15 protein-coding genes are annotated in these 15,512 nt (G+C 45.2%); 11 read left to right on the top strand and 4 right to left on the bottom strand.

The genetic code is table 11. The features are described from left to right. Positions 1-4 precede the first annotated feature (4 nt). The 3 genes from gltX to J3U75_RS00575 all read left to right on the top strand — a co-directional run bounded on the left by gltX (position 5) and on the right by J3U75_RS00575 (position 4,577). Positions 5-1,396 carry a glutamate--tRNA ligase gene (gene gltX, locus J3U75_RS00565; RefSeq protein ID WP_267390464.1) on the top strand — a complete coding sequence of 464 codons (1,392 nt, stop codon included), beginning with the start codon at positions 5-7 and terminating at the stop codon, positions 1,394-1,396. 258 nt (positions 1,397-1,654) lie between these two features. Continuing rightward, complete coding sequence (gene mnmA, locus J3U75_RS00570; protein ID WP_267390033.1) at positions 1,655-2,761, top strand: tRNA 2-thiouridine(34) synthase MnmA; 1,107 nt, start codon at positions 1,655-1,657, stop codon at positions 2,759-2,761. A 151-nt stretch (positions 2,762-2,912) separates the two neighbouring features. Further along, on the top strand, positions 2,913-4,577 hold the full coding sequence (locus tag J3U75_RS00575; RefSeq protein ID WP_267390034.1) for an AMP-binding protein: 1,665 nt from the start codon (positions 2,913-2,915) through the stop codon (positions 4,575-4,577). A 240-nt stretch (positions 4,578-4,817) separates the two neighbouring features. Here J3U75_RS00575 and purE read toward each other — a convergent pair whose 3' ends face one another. From purE to J3U75_RS00595, 4 genes are read right to left on the bottom strand one after another with little or no spacing between them, the layout of a single operon-like run. Beyond that, the gene (purE, locus tag J3U75_RS00580) at positions 4,818-5,315 is read right to left on the bottom strand and encodes a 5-(carboxyamino)imidazole ribonucleotide mutase (RefSeq protein WP_100139885.1); all 498 of its coding nucleotides are present in this window, start codon (positions 5,313-5,315) and stop codon (positions 4,818-4,820) included. Between the two features lie 25 nt (positions 5,316-5,340). Further along, positions 5,341-6,009, bottom strand: coding sequence for a tetratricopeptide repeat protein (locus tag J3U75_RS00585; protein ID WP_267390035.1), 669 nt, complete (start codon positions 6,007-6,009; stop codon positions 5,341-5,343). A 30-nt stretch (positions 6,010-6,039) separates the two neighbouring features. Beyond that, positions 6,040-6,708: a class I SAM-dependent methyltransferase gene (locus J3U75_RS00590; RefSeq protein ID WP_267390036.1), complete on the bottom strand. Its 669-nt coding sequence runs from the start codon at positions 6,706-6,708 to the stop codon at positions 6,040-6,042. A gap of 17 nt (positions 6,709-6,725) precedes the next feature. Next, positions 6,726-6,911: a DUF3460 family protein gene (locus tag J3U75_RS00595; protein ID WP_100139888.1), complete on the bottom strand. Its 186-nt coding sequence runs from the start codon at positions 6,909-6,911 to the stop codon at positions 6,726-6,728. 205 nt (positions 6,912-7,116) lie between these two features. On the opposite strand from J3U75_RS00595, the gene pcnB reads away from it, so the two are divergent. The 8 genes from pcnB to J3U75_RS00635 all read left to right on the top strand — a co-directional run bounded on the left by pcnB (position 7,117) and on the right by J3U75_RS00635 (position 15,367). Then, positions 7,117-8,451, top strand: coding sequence for a polynucleotide adenylyltransferase PcnB (pcnB, locus tag J3U75_RS00600; protein ID WP_267390037.1), 1,335 nt, complete (start codon positions 7,117-7,119; stop codon positions 8,449-8,451). Continuing rightward, the gene (folK, locus tag J3U75_RS00605; RefSeq protein ID WP_267390038.1) at positions 8,448-8,954 is read left to right on the top strand and encodes a 2-amino-4-hydroxy-6-hydroxymethyldihydropteridine diphosphokinase; all 507 of its coding nucleotides are present in this window, start codon (positions 8,448-8,450) and stop codon (positions 8,952-8,954) included. The genes pcnB and folK overlap by 4 nt, the downstream gene beginning before the upstream one ends. A 13-nt stretch (positions 8,955-8,967) precedes the next feature. Beyond that, positions 8,968-9,600 (top strand): deoxynucleoside kinase, encoded by a 633-nt coding sequence (locus tag J3U75_RS00610; RefSeq protein ID WP_267390039.1) that lies wholly within the window; start codon positions 8,968-8,970, stop codon positions 9,598-9,600. A 569-nt stretch (positions 9,601-10,169) separates the two neighbouring features. Then, positions 10,170-10,961, top strand: a complete 792-nt coding sequence (panB, locus tag J3U75_RS00615) for a 3-methyl-2-oxobutanoate hydroxymethyltransferase (RefSeq protein WP_267390040.1) — start codon at positions 10,170-10,172, stop codon at positions 10,959-10,961. Positions 10,962-11,134: 173 nt separating this feature from the next. After that, complete coding sequence (thiD, locus tag J3U75_RS00620) at positions 11,135-11,959, top strand: bifunctional hydroxymethylpyrimidine kinase/phosphomethylpyrimidine kinase (protein ID WP_267390041.1); 825 nt, start codon at positions 11,135-11,137, stop codon at positions 11,957-11,959. An 85-nt stretch (positions 11,960-12,044) separates the two neighbouring features. After that, positions 12,045-12,704, top strand: a complete 660-nt coding sequence (ung, locus tag J3U75_RS00625) for a uracil-DNA glycosylase (RefSeq protein ID WP_267390042.1) — start codon at positions 12,045-12,047, stop codon at positions 12,702-12,704. Positions 12,705-12,788: 84 nt separating this feature from the next. Beyond that, the gene (gene rep / locus J3U75_RS00630; RefSeq protein WP_267390043.1) at positions 12,789-14,789 is read left to right on the top strand and encodes a DNA helicase Rep; all 2,001 of its coding nucleotides are present in this window, start codon (positions 12,789-12,791) and stop codon (positions 14,787-14,789) included. Between the two features lie 95 nt (positions 14,790-14,884). After that, on the top strand, positions 14,885-15,367 hold the full coding sequence (locus J3U75_RS00635) for an FKBP-type peptidyl-prolyl cis-trans isomerase (protein WP_100139894.1): 483 nt from the start codon (positions 14,885-14,887) through the stop codon (positions 15,365-15,367). Positions 15,368-15,512: the final 145 nt, after the last annotated feature.

The following is a 15,512-nucleotide window of genomic DNA, read 5'->3' on the forward strand; positions in this document are numbered from 1 at the left end:
GGTTATCATGATACGTACTCGTTTTGCTCCCAGTCCTACCGGTTTTCTACATATTGGCGGTGTGCGCACGGCTTTGTTTTCATGGGCATTTGCGCGTAAACATCAGGGTAAATTTGTATTACGCATTGAAGACACTGATTTGGAACGCTCTACCGCTGAATCGGTGCAGGCAATTTTGGATGGGATGCACTGGGTAGGTCTGGACTATGATGAAGGCCCGTTTTATCAGACGCAGCGTTTTGACCGCTATGCTGAAGTATTGCGTGAGCTACTGGCTTCTGGCCATGCCTATTATGACTACACCAGCCGTGAAGAGCTGGAAGCGATGCGGCAGGAAGCAGAAGCACGTGGCGAACATTTCTGGTACGACCGGCGCTGGCGTCCCGACGAGGGTAAAACACTACCTGCAATACCAGAGGGTGTGCAGCCGGTAGTGCGTTTTAAAATGCCGCTGACTGGTGAAACGGCATGGGATGATTTGGTCAAAGGCCATATTGCTATAGCCAATCAAGATTTAGATGACCTGATTATTGCCCGCGCCGATGGTACCCCTACCTATAATTTCTGTGTGGTTGTAGATGATTATGATATGGGGATTACGCAGGTTATCCGTGGTGATGATCACGTTAATAACACTCCGAAACAGATTAATATTCTGCGTGCTATGGGAGCCACGCTGCCACAGTATGCACATCTGCCAATGATTTTGAATGAAAAAGGCGCCAAAATGAGTAAGCGCCGTGATGCAGTTAGTGTGGTGGATTATGATAAACAGGGTATTCTGCCAGAAGCTCTGTTGAATTATCTGGCACGCTTGGGCTGGGGACATGGTGATGACGAATTTTTCACGATGGCTCAGTTTGTGCAATGGTTTGATTTAAAGGATGTCAGCCCTTCTGCCAGCCGTTTCGACCATGAAAAGCTGCTGTGGCTGAATGCTCAGCACATCAAAGCCAGTGATGATACACGTCTGGCTGAACTGGTACGCCCACGATTAGAACAGCAGGGCATTGCGGTGACTGGACAGCCGGCTTTGACCGATGTAATAGCTTTGGTAAAGGAACGAGCACAGGATTTGAATCAACTAGCCTCAGAATGTAGATATTTTTATGTTAAAGCCACACCGAGCGAAAAAGAAGTGGCCAAACACTGGGATATGGATGCACCGTTACGAATGCAGCGTTTTGCCGCTGAGCTGGAAAAGCTACCACAGTGGGATGCGGAAAGTATACATGCCTTGTTTGCGCCATTCTGTGAAGCAGAAAATATTAAAATGGGTAAATTGGGTATGCCATTGCGGCTGGCAGTCTGTGGTACTGGCAAAACGCCGTCGATTGATCAGGTATTGGCTTTACTGGGGCGGGATGAAGTATTGCACCGCCTGCATCAGAATTGAGTCTGATTTGCATTTGCACAGGCTGTCGGGATTGTGATTGATTTGCTTAAGGCAGATTACGCAGTGATGACAGCCTGTGTTTTTTATTTTGTTCCTACTCAAATTGATGTTTGCTTGTGTAAACACATTAATGTTTATTGCAGTGTATTGTGTGTTTATGCTGGCGGTTAGCATGCCTTATGCATTATCAATGCTGCCTGTAAGTTGTCGCTATGCTCCGGCTGTGGCAAAATCGGCGCCGATTTTGGATAAATGTAAATGAATACAAAAGCTGATTTATCTCAACGCATTGTTGTTGGAATGTCTGGTGGTGTGGATTCATCGGTGACTGCCTTGCTGCTCAAACAGGGCGGTTATGATGTGCGCGGTGTTTTCATGCAAAACTGGGAAGACGATAACGATGACGAGTATTGCTCCATCAAGCAGGACTCACTTGACGCTGTTACAGTTGCCGATGTGATTGGTATGGATATAGACATTGTCAATTTTGCCAGCGAGTATAAAGATAATGTCTTTGCCTACTTTCTACAGGAATATCAGGCAGGGCGCACACCAAATCCGGATGTGCTGTGCAATGCGGAAATTAAATTCAAATGTTTTCTGGACCATGCTCTGGCAGGTGGTGCTGATGTAATTGCTACTGGTCATTATGCTCGCAAAGAGGTGCGCGATGGTGTGCATTATCTGCTTAAAGGGCTCGACCAAAACAAAGACCAAAGCTATTTTCTCTATCGCCTCCAGCCTTATCAGCTGCAACGAGCATTATTTCCGTTGGGCAAACTTGAAAAAACTGAAGTACGCCGTTTGGCGGAGCAGGCACAGTTGCCGACAGCAACCAAAAAAGACAGCACAGGTATCTGTTTTATCGGAGAACGGCCGTTTAGGCAGTTTTTACAACGATATTTACCTACCAATCCGGGTGCAATGGTCACACCGGAAGGAAAAGTAGTAGGTGAACATGAAGGTCTGATGTATTACACGTTGGGTCAGCGTAAAGGGCTAGGCATCGGCGGTGATGGCGAACCATGGTTTGTGGCTGGAAAAAATCTGAAAAGAAATGAACTTTTGTTAGTACAGGGGCATAACCATCCGCGTCTATTCAGCCGTAGCCTGATTATGCACGATCTAAGTTTTACAACGCCTGAGAAGCCGGCTGAAGGTCGCTACGGAGTGAAAACGCGTTACCGCATGCCGGATGCTTCCGCTACTTTGCGCTATCTTGATAACGGCAGTGCCGAGCTTGTATTTGATGAACCGCAATGGGCTGTGACACCAGGCCAGTCAGCCGTCCTGTATGCTGGCGAAATGTGTTTGGGTGGTGGTATTATCAGCGATACCGATAGCCACAGTATTAATAATAATTAATTTAATTTCAACCGATTGCCTATAATTGGGCAATCATCTTGCTAGCAATGATGCAGTCGTACTGATTTGATGTTTTCTTTACAGTCTGTTTTGACTGATGTTCCCTTACTTCACATTAAATCAGGCGCATTGTTGCAAAGGAAAAAAGATAATGGAAAAAATCTGGTTACAAAGTTATCAGGAAGGGGTGCGCGCAGAAGTGGATGTTCGTGCTTATTCGTCGATTATTGACGTGCTGCACACCAGTGTGAAGAAGTTCGGACCGCAGCCGAGTTTTTCTAATATGGGTACCACTCTGACGTATACGCAGACTGCGACTTTGGTGAATCAGTTTACTTCTTATTTGCAGAATGTGCTTAAGCTGCAAAAGGGTGAGCGCGTGGCAATTATGATGCCGAATGTGTTGCAGTATCCAGTGGCCGTGTTCGGTGTATTGCAGGCTGGCGGCGTAGTGGTTAATGTCAATCCTCTGTACACACCGCGTGAACTGGCGCATCAGCTAATTGATTCAGGTGCGACGGCCATTATTGTGCTGGAAAATTTTGCACATACGGTGGAAAAAGTGCTGGATCAGACATCACTAAAACAGGTGATTGTCGCCAGTATGGGAGATATGTTGGGCTGGCTGAAAGGCACGCTGGTGAATTTCATGCTGCGCAAAGTCAAAAAAATGGTGAAACCATTTCATATTCCGCAATCCATTACTTTTCCGCAAGCGCTGGCATTGGGTAAAAAGCAGCGCTTTACACCAGTGCCGCTTGGGCTGGAGGATTTGGCCTTATTGCAGTATACGGGTGGAACAACTGGTATATCCAAAGGTGCAATGCTGACTCATGGAAATATTGTTGCCAATATGCAGCAAGCATCAGAGTGGATTAAGGCCAATCTGGTACCGGGGCAGGAAGTGGTAGTAACACCGCTTCCGCTTTATCATATTTTTTCGCTCACTGTGAATATCATGATATTTGCCAATGCTGGCTCCAAAAATATTCTGATTACCAATCCGCGTGATATCAATGCGCTGGTTAAAGTACTCCAAAGTAATCGTGTCACCGTGATGAGTGGGGTGAATACGCTATTTAATGCTCTGATTCATAATGAAAAATTCAAAAAAATTGATTTTTCATCATGGAAGCTTGTTTTGGGTGGCGGGATGGCGACGCAGAAAAATGTGGCGCAGGAATGGAAAGCGATTACAGGGGTGCCAATCATCGATGCCTATGGTCTGACTGAGGCCAGCCCAGGCGTGTGTGCCAATCCGTTGAATAATCCTGAATACACGGGTACAGCCGGTTTACCAGTATCCAATACCGATATTGAAATTCGAGATGATAACGGTAAAGTGCTGGGCATAGGTGAAGTAGGAGAGTTGTGGGTACAAGGACCACAGGTAATGAAGGGCTACTGGAACCGCCCTGAGGAAACGGCCAAAGTATTGGATAGCCGTGGCTTTGTCGCCACCGGTGATATGGCAGAAATCGATGCCAAGGGTTATGTACGTTTGGTTGACCGTAAAAAAGACATGATTTTGGTATCGGGATTTAATGTTTATCCGAATGAAATTGAAGAAATAGTAGCTGCTATGCCAGAGGTATTGGAAGCAGCCTGTATCGGTGTGCCAAATGAGAAAACAGGTGAGGCTATAAAATTATTTGTGGTTAAGCGTGACCCTGCACTGACACGTGAGCAAATTATTGCATACTGTCGCCAGAATCTGACGGGATATAAAGTACCGAAGGACATCGAATTTTGTGAAGAATTGCCTAAATCAGCGGTAGGCAAAATTTTGCGTAAGGATTTGCGTACTGAAAAATAATGGTTTTGCAGATTAATAGCGGTTGCTGCTATGGTGCGGCAACCGCTTTTGTATTTATAGACTGGTAGGTAGCTGATACTAAAAAGCTACTGTTGCTAATTTTCTCACTCTTATGGCTTAGAAACAGCAGCTATGGACAGTATTAAGCGATTATTATCAGAAAAAGTCTGTTAAAGATGCCAATTGTTTGGAAGAAAATAAACGCTACTTAGCATGAGGTGCAGGCCAATTCCTGATTTATCAGGCTGGCTGACTGGGTAAATTCATCGCTAAAACATTTTGTCTTTGATTTTCTCGAAATTCCGTGAGTTTCTGAGCTAGCTGGGGATTGTTGTTTGCCAGCATTGCAATGGCAAATAAGGCTGCATTGGCTGCACCGGCCTCGCCGATGGCAAAGGTGGCTACCGGTACCCCTTTGGGCATTTGTACAATAGACATCAAGGAATCCTCGCCATGCAGATATTTGCTTGGAATCGGTACACCCAGTACAGGCAGCGTGGTTTTCGCAGCTACCATGCCGGGCAAATGCGCCGCACCACCGGCACCAGCAATAATGGCTTTGAGTCCTCTGGAGCGTGCATTTTCGGCATATTCAAACATTAAATCTGGGGTGCGGTGTGCAGAAACAACTTTTATTTCATAAGGAATGCTGAATTGTTGTAAAAACTGTTCTGCTTGCTGCATTACCGGATAATCGCTGTTGCTGCCCATGATGATGCCGATTTGAGGAGTATTCATGTTTTGCTCTTATTCTGTTTGTAAATTATTTTTTCAGTTGATGCTTGGCTTTATTTGCTGCATTACTAGTGGGATAGTTGCTGATAATGCGTTGATAGGTGGTACGGGCAATATCCTGCTGCTGTAAATGTGTCTGGCATTGTGCCACCTGATATAGGGCATTGGGCGTTTGGCTATTTTGTGGAAACAAATTGCTGAAGCGTTTGCCGATATTGATGACCGATTCGCAATTATTTAGACGCATATGGCTTTGTAGTAGCAGCCACATGCGCTCCTGTGCCAGCTTGCTGCCATTGCTGCCGCTATCTGCATTTTTTAAAAGTCTGATACTCTGAGCATATAGTCCGGCGTTGTAGAGGCGGCGGGCTTCATCGGTAGTATCGCTATTGCCAGTATTTTTTATTGGATTCACCCGAGCTGGCTGAATATGTACATTCAGATAACGCGATAGAGTTGATTGTTGCTGGCGTAAATCATTTAATTGATTTTGTAGGGTGGTTACCTGACTTTGCAGACTCATTATCTGGGTTTTCATTTGGCTCAATTGGTCTGCTGTCTGAAGGGTATACGGTGCAGGCGCCTCTGAATTAGTTGTATTTTCAGGGGCAGAGGAGGTACTCATTGTACTGCATGAGCTGATGGTCATCATAGCCAGTGCAGCCAGCAATAGATGACGATGATTAAATAAGAACATTTGGTGCTGCTCTCCTCTAAGTGATTGTTATTATTTTTTCTGCATCAAGGTCAGGCCATCACCCAGAGGGATGGTTAGTGGCTGCACTCGCGAATCATGTTTCAGGCTGGCATTAAATGAACGCATAATCTGAACGCTTTCTGGTTCGTGCGTGTTTGCAGGTTGAGCCACACGCCCATGCAGCAGTACATTATCAATGGCAATAATGCCGCCAGAGCGAACCAATTGCAGGCAGCGTTCATAATAGTGAGGTGTTGGCGGTTTATCGGCATCAATCAAAGCTATGTCATATTGATTGCTTTGTCCTGCCGCAATCAGTTTATCTAACGTTATCAAGGCCGGTTGTAAATAGAGCTGTATTTTGTGACTGACATTGGCTTCTTGCCAGTAACGGCGGGCGATATCGGTGTAAGTGACATTAATATCACAGGCAGTTATGTGACCGTTTTCCGGTAAAGCCAGTGCCATGGCAGTGCTGCTGTAGCCGGTAAAAACACCGATTTCGAGATAATGGCGTGCTTGTATCAGCGTTGCTAACCATGTCATCAACTGCGCCTGCTCGGGCGCAATACTCATATTTCCTTTGCGGTGCTGAGCTGTTTCAGCACGCAGTTGTGCCAGTAAAGGGTGCTCTTGGGGATTTACCTCCGCCAGATAAGTATTAAGCGCAGGACTATTCACACCAGCTCGTTGACTCATGACAGGTCGGCAGGAGATTATTCGGTTAAATAGGTATAGCCTTTTTTTGGCAGTTTGGCGGCAGCAAAATTTGCTTCATCTTCGGGATTTAGCTGAACATCCCACAGCAAGCCGCGATGCTGGATCTGAGCCTGAGCTTCCTCAGGGTGTTCATTTAAGTATTTATTCAGAAATTGGGTTGTGTCAGACTGATAGTTATACATATAAGTTTCTTCTTGCATATGTTATTTAGAAACAGGTGTATTATTATATACAAAGTGCACCATACTGGTGAAGAAGCAGGCAGAATTGTACGAGTTTGGTCTGCTAACGATGATGAGAAACGAATAGATAGGTTATACTACGCTGTTTTAGTGGTCGTGTTTGCTGTGGCACGCGAGTATTTTTTCATAAGCTTATGTATTTTCTATGCTAAAAAAGTGGTTACACAGGGTTTTGCCGCGTAAGACTGTCAGTAAAGGCAGAAAACGGGAAATACCCTTGGCACAACATCATATTAAGGCGGATGAGCTGAGTTTTGCTGCGGAAAAAGTGATATCCCGTTTGCAGAAAGAAGGCTATGAGGCTTATGTGGTAGGTGGAGCAGTGCGGGATTTGCTATTGGGTGTTTCTCCCAAAGATTATGATGTCGCCACCAATGCCACGCCCGAACAGGTGCGTAAACTATTCAGACGCAGCCGCATCATTGGCCGACGTTTTCCGATTGTACATGTCATGGTGGGGCCAGAAACCATTGAAGTTACAACTTTCCGTGGTGGTGCCGTCAATAGCCATAATGAGCTGGGGCGGATTATGAAAGATGTAAGTTTCGGTACGCTGGAACAGGACGCCATGCGTCGCGATTTTACCGCCAACGCACTTTATTATGATCCACACAGACAGGTCATATTGGATTTTCATCATGGCGTGGAAGATATCCGCAATCGTCGTCTGGTTATGATTGGCAATCCGCAGGAGCGTTATCAGGAAGATCCAGTACGCATGTTGCGTGCAGCCAGACTCTCAGGCAAACTTGGATTTTCGGTTGATAGACAGACATCCAAACCAATTGCCGAATGTGCGCAGTTGCTTCAGCGGGAGCCACCGGCACGGCTATTTGATGAAGTGTTAAAGATTCTATTCAGTGGTTATGCACAAGCATGTCTGCGTCAGATGGATATATTAGGTTTAAAAAATATTCATCCGCTCTTGGATGCACTGATGCCTGGAGCAGGCGGCAGTGGGCACATAGCTGCGCTGGCTCTGCAAAATACTGATGAGCGTCTGCGTGCGGATAAGTCCGTTTCCATGGGATTTGTACTGGCGGCAGTATTGTGGCCGCATATGCGTGAAGCATGGATACAACAACAGGCGCGCGGTATGCGCAGTAATGGGGCCATGCATGCTGCCATGGCTTCCGAACGTCAGCACATAGATAAACACTGGGGTGTACCACAGCGCTATGGTGTTACTATGCGTGAAATCTGGTCTCTGCAACCGCAATTTGAAATAATGCGCGGTGGACGGCCATATCGTCTACTTGCTCAGCCGCGCTTTCGTGCTGCTTTTGATTTTCTGTGTCTTCGCGCCAATCTGGGCGAAGTGGCTCAGGAAACTGTGCAGTGGTGGCAGAATTTTCAGCAGGGAACGGATGCAGAGCGTGAAGAGCTGATTCACACTGCGATGCAGGTAAAAACAACCTCTACAAAATCAAAACGAAATCGTAATAAACGCACTAACAAATCCAAGCAGGAGGGAGCATGAAAACAGTAACAGCGGTTATTGCTTTGGGCGCTAATCTAGGAAATCCGCGCAAACAGGTTGAAGCGGCTATGGCTGCATTGAATCAGGTTAGTGGTATCCGTGTAAAGGCAATTTCACCACTTTATCTTACCAAACCGGTGGGATTGACTGACCAGCCTGATTTTGTCAATGCGGTGGTTTTGGTTCATACCACTTTAAGTGCACAGGCATTGCTACATTCCATGCTAGAACTGGAAAATAAGCTGGGACGTGTGCGCAATGTGCCAAATGGTCCGCGTATGATTGATCTGGACGTAATTGATTACAATCATCAGACCATTAATGAACCTGATTTGAAATTGCCTCATCCAAGTGCGCATGAACGTGCATTCGTAATGGCCCCACTAGCTGCTATTGCACCATACTATGTAATCGGCACTCATGGCAGTGCCTCTACTCTGGCGGCAAAATTACTTAAAGCACAGCCGGATGCAGCCACGATTATTGAAGGCGATCAAAACTAAGTCAGGGGAAAATATGGATTATCGCTACATTGTCGTAGAAGGATCTATTGGCAGTGGCAAATCAGCTTTGAGCCGTCGTCTGGCACAGTATTTTGATGCTTTACTGTTATCAGAGATACCTGAAAGCAATCCGTTTTTAGAAAAATTCTATCTAAATGCTGCCAATCACGGGCTGGCTACAGAGATGCATTTTCTAATGCGCCGTTGTGAAGCCATCAATGTTATCTATGCTGAAGATGAACGGCGTTCACGTATTGTTGCTGATTTTCTGCTGGAGAAAGACCAGATATATGTACCGGTAATTCTGCGTGAAGAAGAGCAGACGTTGTATTGGCAAATCAAGCAAAAGGTGATGCCTAAATTTCCGGTACCGGATTTGGTGATTTATCTGGAAGCGGATGATGAATTGCTGGACAAGCGTCTGCGCCAGCGTGAGGATGGTATGATTAATTTGTTTCCTGCTGGTTATTTACAGCAGATTCATGCTGAATATCGCCGTTTTTTCCATTTATACCAGCATGCTCCATTACTGATTGCCAATACCAATGAGCTGGATTTTCTGGGTAATGAAGATCATTTTGAGTTGTTGCTTAATACCATTGCTAATATGCAGGGAAGTCGTAATTATCTGAACTTAAGCGAATAACTGATGTGTTGTGCTGTCGAGTAAAGCTGAATATTTTTTTGCGTAAGAAAGTAAGTTTCAGCCATTTTTTCTGTAGTAATTTTGCTATTTCAGTATGCAGCGCAGTTTAATCGGGGTAAAAAAATATCAATGCCATTATGATGTTTGTTTGATATTTTTTGCATACTGATGGATGTGTTATTCAGTTTGGAAACCGTACTTTTTGGTAGAAAAAGTACGGTTTTTGTTTATTGGATTGAAAATCAGTATACACATTTACACAATTTGCATGGTTTGGTTTCAAGCGTAAAAAAATGATGCTTGGCGTGATTGCTAGATGAGCAGATACGGATGATTAGTAATGTTGAGGACAAGCGCACGTATCATCGTGCCGGTTAAATTTATCTATAGCAAAATATTTGTTAATCTGCTCGGGTAAAAAGGTTGTCTGTGGTATTTTGCCGCACATTCAATTTGGCCGTTTGTTTATCAGTTTTACTGATTGATGAATTTGTTGTTTCCTTGCAGAAACAGACTGTGTATAACTACCGGCCGTGTTTTCTAATTAATATTATTTGATTTATCAATTTATGCATACCATTCACACTTTAAAAAAAATGAAAGCCGCAGGCGAAAAAATCGCTATGCTAACTTGTTACGATGCCAGTTTTGCTCGTCTGATGAGCGATGCTGGTGTTGACGTACTGCTGATTGGTGATTCCTTGGGTATGGCAGTGCAGGGACAAGCTTCAACTATTCCGGTTAGTGTTGACGATATTTGTTATCACACTGCGGCTGTGGCGCGAGGCAATCAGCAGGCGCTGATACTGGCAGATCTGCCATTTGGCGCTTATCAGCAAAGTAAAGAGCAGGCTTTTGCGGCAGCTGTTCGGCTGATGGTGGCCGGAGCACACATGGTAAAACTGGAAGGCGGTGAATGGATCGCTGAAACTACGCAATTTTTACAGCAACGCGGTATTCCTGTGTGTGCACATATCGGCCTGACGCCGCAGTCAGTACATACGCTTGGCGGTTATAAAGTTCAGGGTCGCGGTGAAGCTGCGGCACAATTGCTAGCCGATGCTCAGGCACATGCTCAAGCCGGAGCGGATATGGTGCTGATGGAGTGTGTGCCAGTTGCTCTGGCAGCAAAAGTAACCGCATCTGTAAGCTGTCCAACCATAGGTATTGGTGCCGGTGTCGATTGTGACGGTCAGGTACTGGTGATGCATGATATGCTGGGAATTTATCCAGGCAAAACAGCAAAATTTGTGAAGAATTTCATGCACAATCAAACCAGTATTCAGGCTGCTGTCGGAGCCTATGTACAGGAAGTTAAAGCTAAGATTTTTCCTGATGCGGAACACAGTTTTACTGACTGATTGTTTGAATTAAATTTCTGTTTTTAATTGCAAATATTATATTTCTGGCGGTTTTTCCCTTTACAAACAAGGTTGCTTAAACTGATTAGTTTATTTGTATGGGCTTGTTTTTTTTGCAGGATGTATATATAAATTAAATCCTTGACTAATAAAAATTATTTTGGGAGTCGCTTATGGCCCTGGCCAAGCCTTACCCTCGTGCATTGACTATAGCCGGTTCGGATTCCGGCGGTGGTGCAGGTATACAAGCGGATTTAAAAACTTTTGCCGCACTTGGTGCCTACGGTACCAGTGTCATTACTGCAATAACAGCACAAAATACTTTTGGTGTGCAAAAGGTAATGGTGGTAACACCGGATATGATTGAGGCACAATGTTCGGCTGTGATGTCGGATATCCGTATTGATGCGCTCAAAATTGGTATGCTTGCGGATATTGAAAGTATACGTGTCGTTGCAGAGTCTTTGCAGCAATTTCATCTGCCTTTTACTGTATTAGATCCAGTAATGGTAGCCACCTCTGGTTCGGCACTGTCTATAGAAAATACCGTGCAAGCTATGAAGCAAATGCTCATGCCGCTTGCCGATATACTTACTCCTAATTTGTTTGAGCTGGCGTTGCTGACTCAGAAAACGATGGCTACTTCTAGTGATGAAATGCTGGAGCAGGGGCAAATTCTGCTGGATGAAGGTTGTCAGGCTGTTCTGGTCAAAGGCGGGCATCTCAGTGAAGATGAAGAAGCCATAGACTGGTTACTGGAAAAGGATTGCGAACCAGTTTGCTTTAAGAGTCTGCGTATTAAAACATCTCATACACATGGTACTGGATGTACGCTTTCAGCAGCAATTGCCGCTTTACGTCCACAGCATGAAACTTTAGCTAATACAGTAGCTGTGGCTAAATGCTATGTGCACGGCGCCATTGAGGCTGGACAGCATTGGCATTTAGGACACGGTTATGGTCCTCTGGCTCATTTCTGGCGTTTCAAGCATGATTAGTGGTTGTATCTGTATGCTAAAATTGGCTGCATGAGTGAGTATCAGGGTAAAGCAGAAATTATCCTAATCGTATAGGGGAGAACATATGCAGACATGGCATCAGGCAATTGGTGCAGAAAAACAGCAACCATATTTTCAGCATATTCTGGAAACTGTCCGTGCCGAAAGAATGGCCGGTAAAATTATTTATCCGCCTGCTCCAGATGTCTTTAATGCATTTAAGGCTACTGAGTTTGCACAGGTAAAAGTGGTGATTCTAGGGCAAGATCCTTACCATGGTCCGCAACAGGCTCATGGCCTATCTTTCTCAGTTCGACAGGGAATTGCTATTCCACCATCTTTGGTTAATATCTACAAAGAATTAGCTGACGATATTGCTGGTTTTCGTATACCACAGCATGGCTATCTACAACACTGGGCGGAACAAGGTGTATTGCTCCTCAATACAGTTTTAACCGTGCGCGCTGGTCAGGCACATTCTCATGCTGAGCTGGGCTGGGAAACATTTACTGACCATGTGATTGCTGCACTGAATGCAGAACGTCAGAACGTTGTTTTTATGCTTTGGGGTAGTCATGCACAAAAAAAAGGAGCGATGATAAATCGCCAAAAGCATCTGGTACTGACTGCGCCCCATCCTTCCCCTTTATCCGCCTACCGTGGTTTTTTTGGTTGTAAGCATTTTTCCAAAGCCAATGCATATCTGCAACAGCACGGTATGGCGCCAATCGATTGGCAAATTTAAGTTTACTATCCGATTCACAGATGTCAGGATTAGCTGTTTTAGGCAGAAGTCTCATCTATTGCGCCGGAAAGTATCTAGTAAATCATGTTGAATCTTAATCCACAACAACATCAGGCTATCCATTATTTGGATGGGCCGTTACTGGTACTTGCTGGTGCTGGCAGCGGTAAAACGCGTGTGATTACTGAAAAAATTGCCTTTCTAATCAAGCAGGCTGGTTATCCACCGCATCAGATTGCCGCGATTACGTTTACGAATAAAGCGGCTCGGGAAATGCAAGAGCGTGTAGGGCATTTGTTGCACAAATCGCAGACCCGTGGTTTAAACATCAGCACATTCCATTCATTGGGTATGCGTTTTCTGCGCGAAGAAGCGGCCGCAGCTGGTTATAAAAAACAGTTTTCTATTCTCGACAGTGCCGATGCGGGCAAAATTATCAGCGAGTTGCTGGGTAGCAGTGGCCGTGAAATGGTATTTAAGGCACAGCACCAAATTTCATTATGGAAAAACAGCCTATTGTCACCAGAAACTATTATTCGGCAGGCAGATGATAGCTGGACACATCAGATAGGGCAGCTATACGCCTCTTATCAGGATACTCTAATAAGTTATCAGGCAGTTGATTTTGATGATTTAATCCGCATACCGGTTGAGCTGCTGCAATCAGATGCAGACATCCGCTATAAGTGGCAGCTGCGCCTGCGTTATCTGCTGGTGGATGAATGTCAAGATACCAATACTTGCCAGTATGCGCTAATGCGTTTGCTCACAGGAGCGGAAGGAAAATTTACTGCTGTAGGCGATGATGACCAGAGCATTTATGCTTGGCGTGGTGCCAATATGGAAAATCTGCGTCTGTTGCAGCAGGATTATCCAGATTTAAAAATCATCAAGCTGGAGCAAAATTATCGCTCTACTGCGCGTATTCTGCGTGTGGCCAATCAAGTAATCGCCCATAACCCTAAGTTATTCGCCAAAACTTTATGGAGTGAATATGGGCTTGGCGATATGATTGATGTGATTGCCTGTAAAAACGAAACCCATGAAGCCGATTTGGTGGTTAGCCGCATTGCGCACCAGAAACTGGTAGGCGGAGATGCGGTGCATTATCGCGATTTTGCCATCCTGTACAGGGGTAATCATCAGGCGCGAGTATTTGAAGAAGCTTTGCGCAGCAGACGGATTCCTTACCGTCTTTCTGGTGGGCAGAGTTTTTTTGACAAAGCTGAAATTAAGGATGTGCTCGCTTATGTGCGCTTACTCGCCAACCCCGATGATGATCCGGCTTTTTTACGCGCGGTGACTACTCCGCGGCGTGGAGTGGGCGAAACGACACTGGCAAAGCTGAATAATTATGCCAAAGTGGCGCAATGCAGCCTGTACGAAGCGGCGCGCAGTATGAGTGCTTTGGCAGAACTATCTGCCAAGAGTCGTGAGCCTTTACAGCAGTTTATGGCGATGCTGGCGGATTATCAAATACGCGCACGTACTGAAGCAGCTGGCAACTTGCTACACAATCTGTTGTCTGATATTGCTTATGAAGCACATCTACTCAACACAGAAGAAGGGCGTGCAGGTGAAATCAAGTGGCGTAATGTACAGGATTTGCTCGGCTGGATTAGTAAAAAAGGAGAGGAAGACGGTAGAAATATACTTGAAATAGCCCAGACCATTGCACTGATGACCTTGCTGGATGGAAAGGAAGACGAAGATGCGGATATGGTGAGTATGTCCACACTTCATGCTTCGAAAGGATTGGAATACCCATATGTGTTTCTGGTTGGTTGTGAAGAAGGCGTTTTTCCGCATGCGGATAGCGTGGAGGAAGGCAATATCGATGAAGAGCGCCGGCTGATGTATGTTGGTATTACCCGTGCTCGCCAGACGCTCACGCTGACTCATTGTCATAAGCGCAAACGTGCCGGAACGTGGGAATTTCATGAACCCAGCCGTTTCATAGATGAAATGCCGGCAGATGATATACGTTTGCTTGGGCGTAAAGGTAGTGAACCCATTGTCAGTCACTCGGAAGGCAAAAGTATATTGGCCGGAATGATGGCGCGACTGGACAGTCTGCAATCCTGATGGTGCCTTAACATCAGCGGCATGTGATGTTACTGGTTCCATGTTAAACTACATCCTGTTTGCTGCTCGTGCAGTTTATTGATTATGGAAAAATTATGAAAATCGCCAAAAACTCTGTAGTGACGCTGGATTATGAAATGTTTGATGCAGATAACCAGCTGATAGATAAAACGGAAGAACCTATCAGCTATCTGCATGGTGGTTATGATGGTATTTTCCCGTTGGTGGAAGAACAGTTGCACGATAAAGCAGTTGGCGATGTAGTAGATGTTACATTGTCTCCGGATGATGCTTTTGGCGAGCAGGAGGAAGATCTGATTCGCATCGAACCACTGGATGTGTTTCCGGTAGAAGTAGAAGTGGGCATGATGTTCGAAGCTGACGATCCAGAAACTGGTGAAGTGATGGTATACCGTATCACCGATGTGGCTGATGGTAAAGCCGTAGTGGATGGTAATCATCCCTTAGCCGGCCAGCGCATTCGCTTTAAAGCAACTGTAAAAGACATCCGCCCAGCTACTGCAGAAGAGCTGGAACACGGCCATGTACATGGTGCCCACGACCACCATCATCACTAATACATTACATCAATACAATTGTAACTGAATCTGTATAAAGAAAAGGGAATATTCATTATGGTATGAATATTCCCTTTATTAGTATTTAATGGGTGATGCCAACAGTATTGTACGGATGAGCCATTGTTAATTATCTGAAAGTTGT

Source organism: Snodgrassella sp. B3088, assembly GCF_026535815.1.
GTDB lineage: Bacteria > Pseudomonadota > Gammaproteobacteria > Burkholderiales > Neisseriaceae > Snodgrassella > Snodgrassella alvi_E.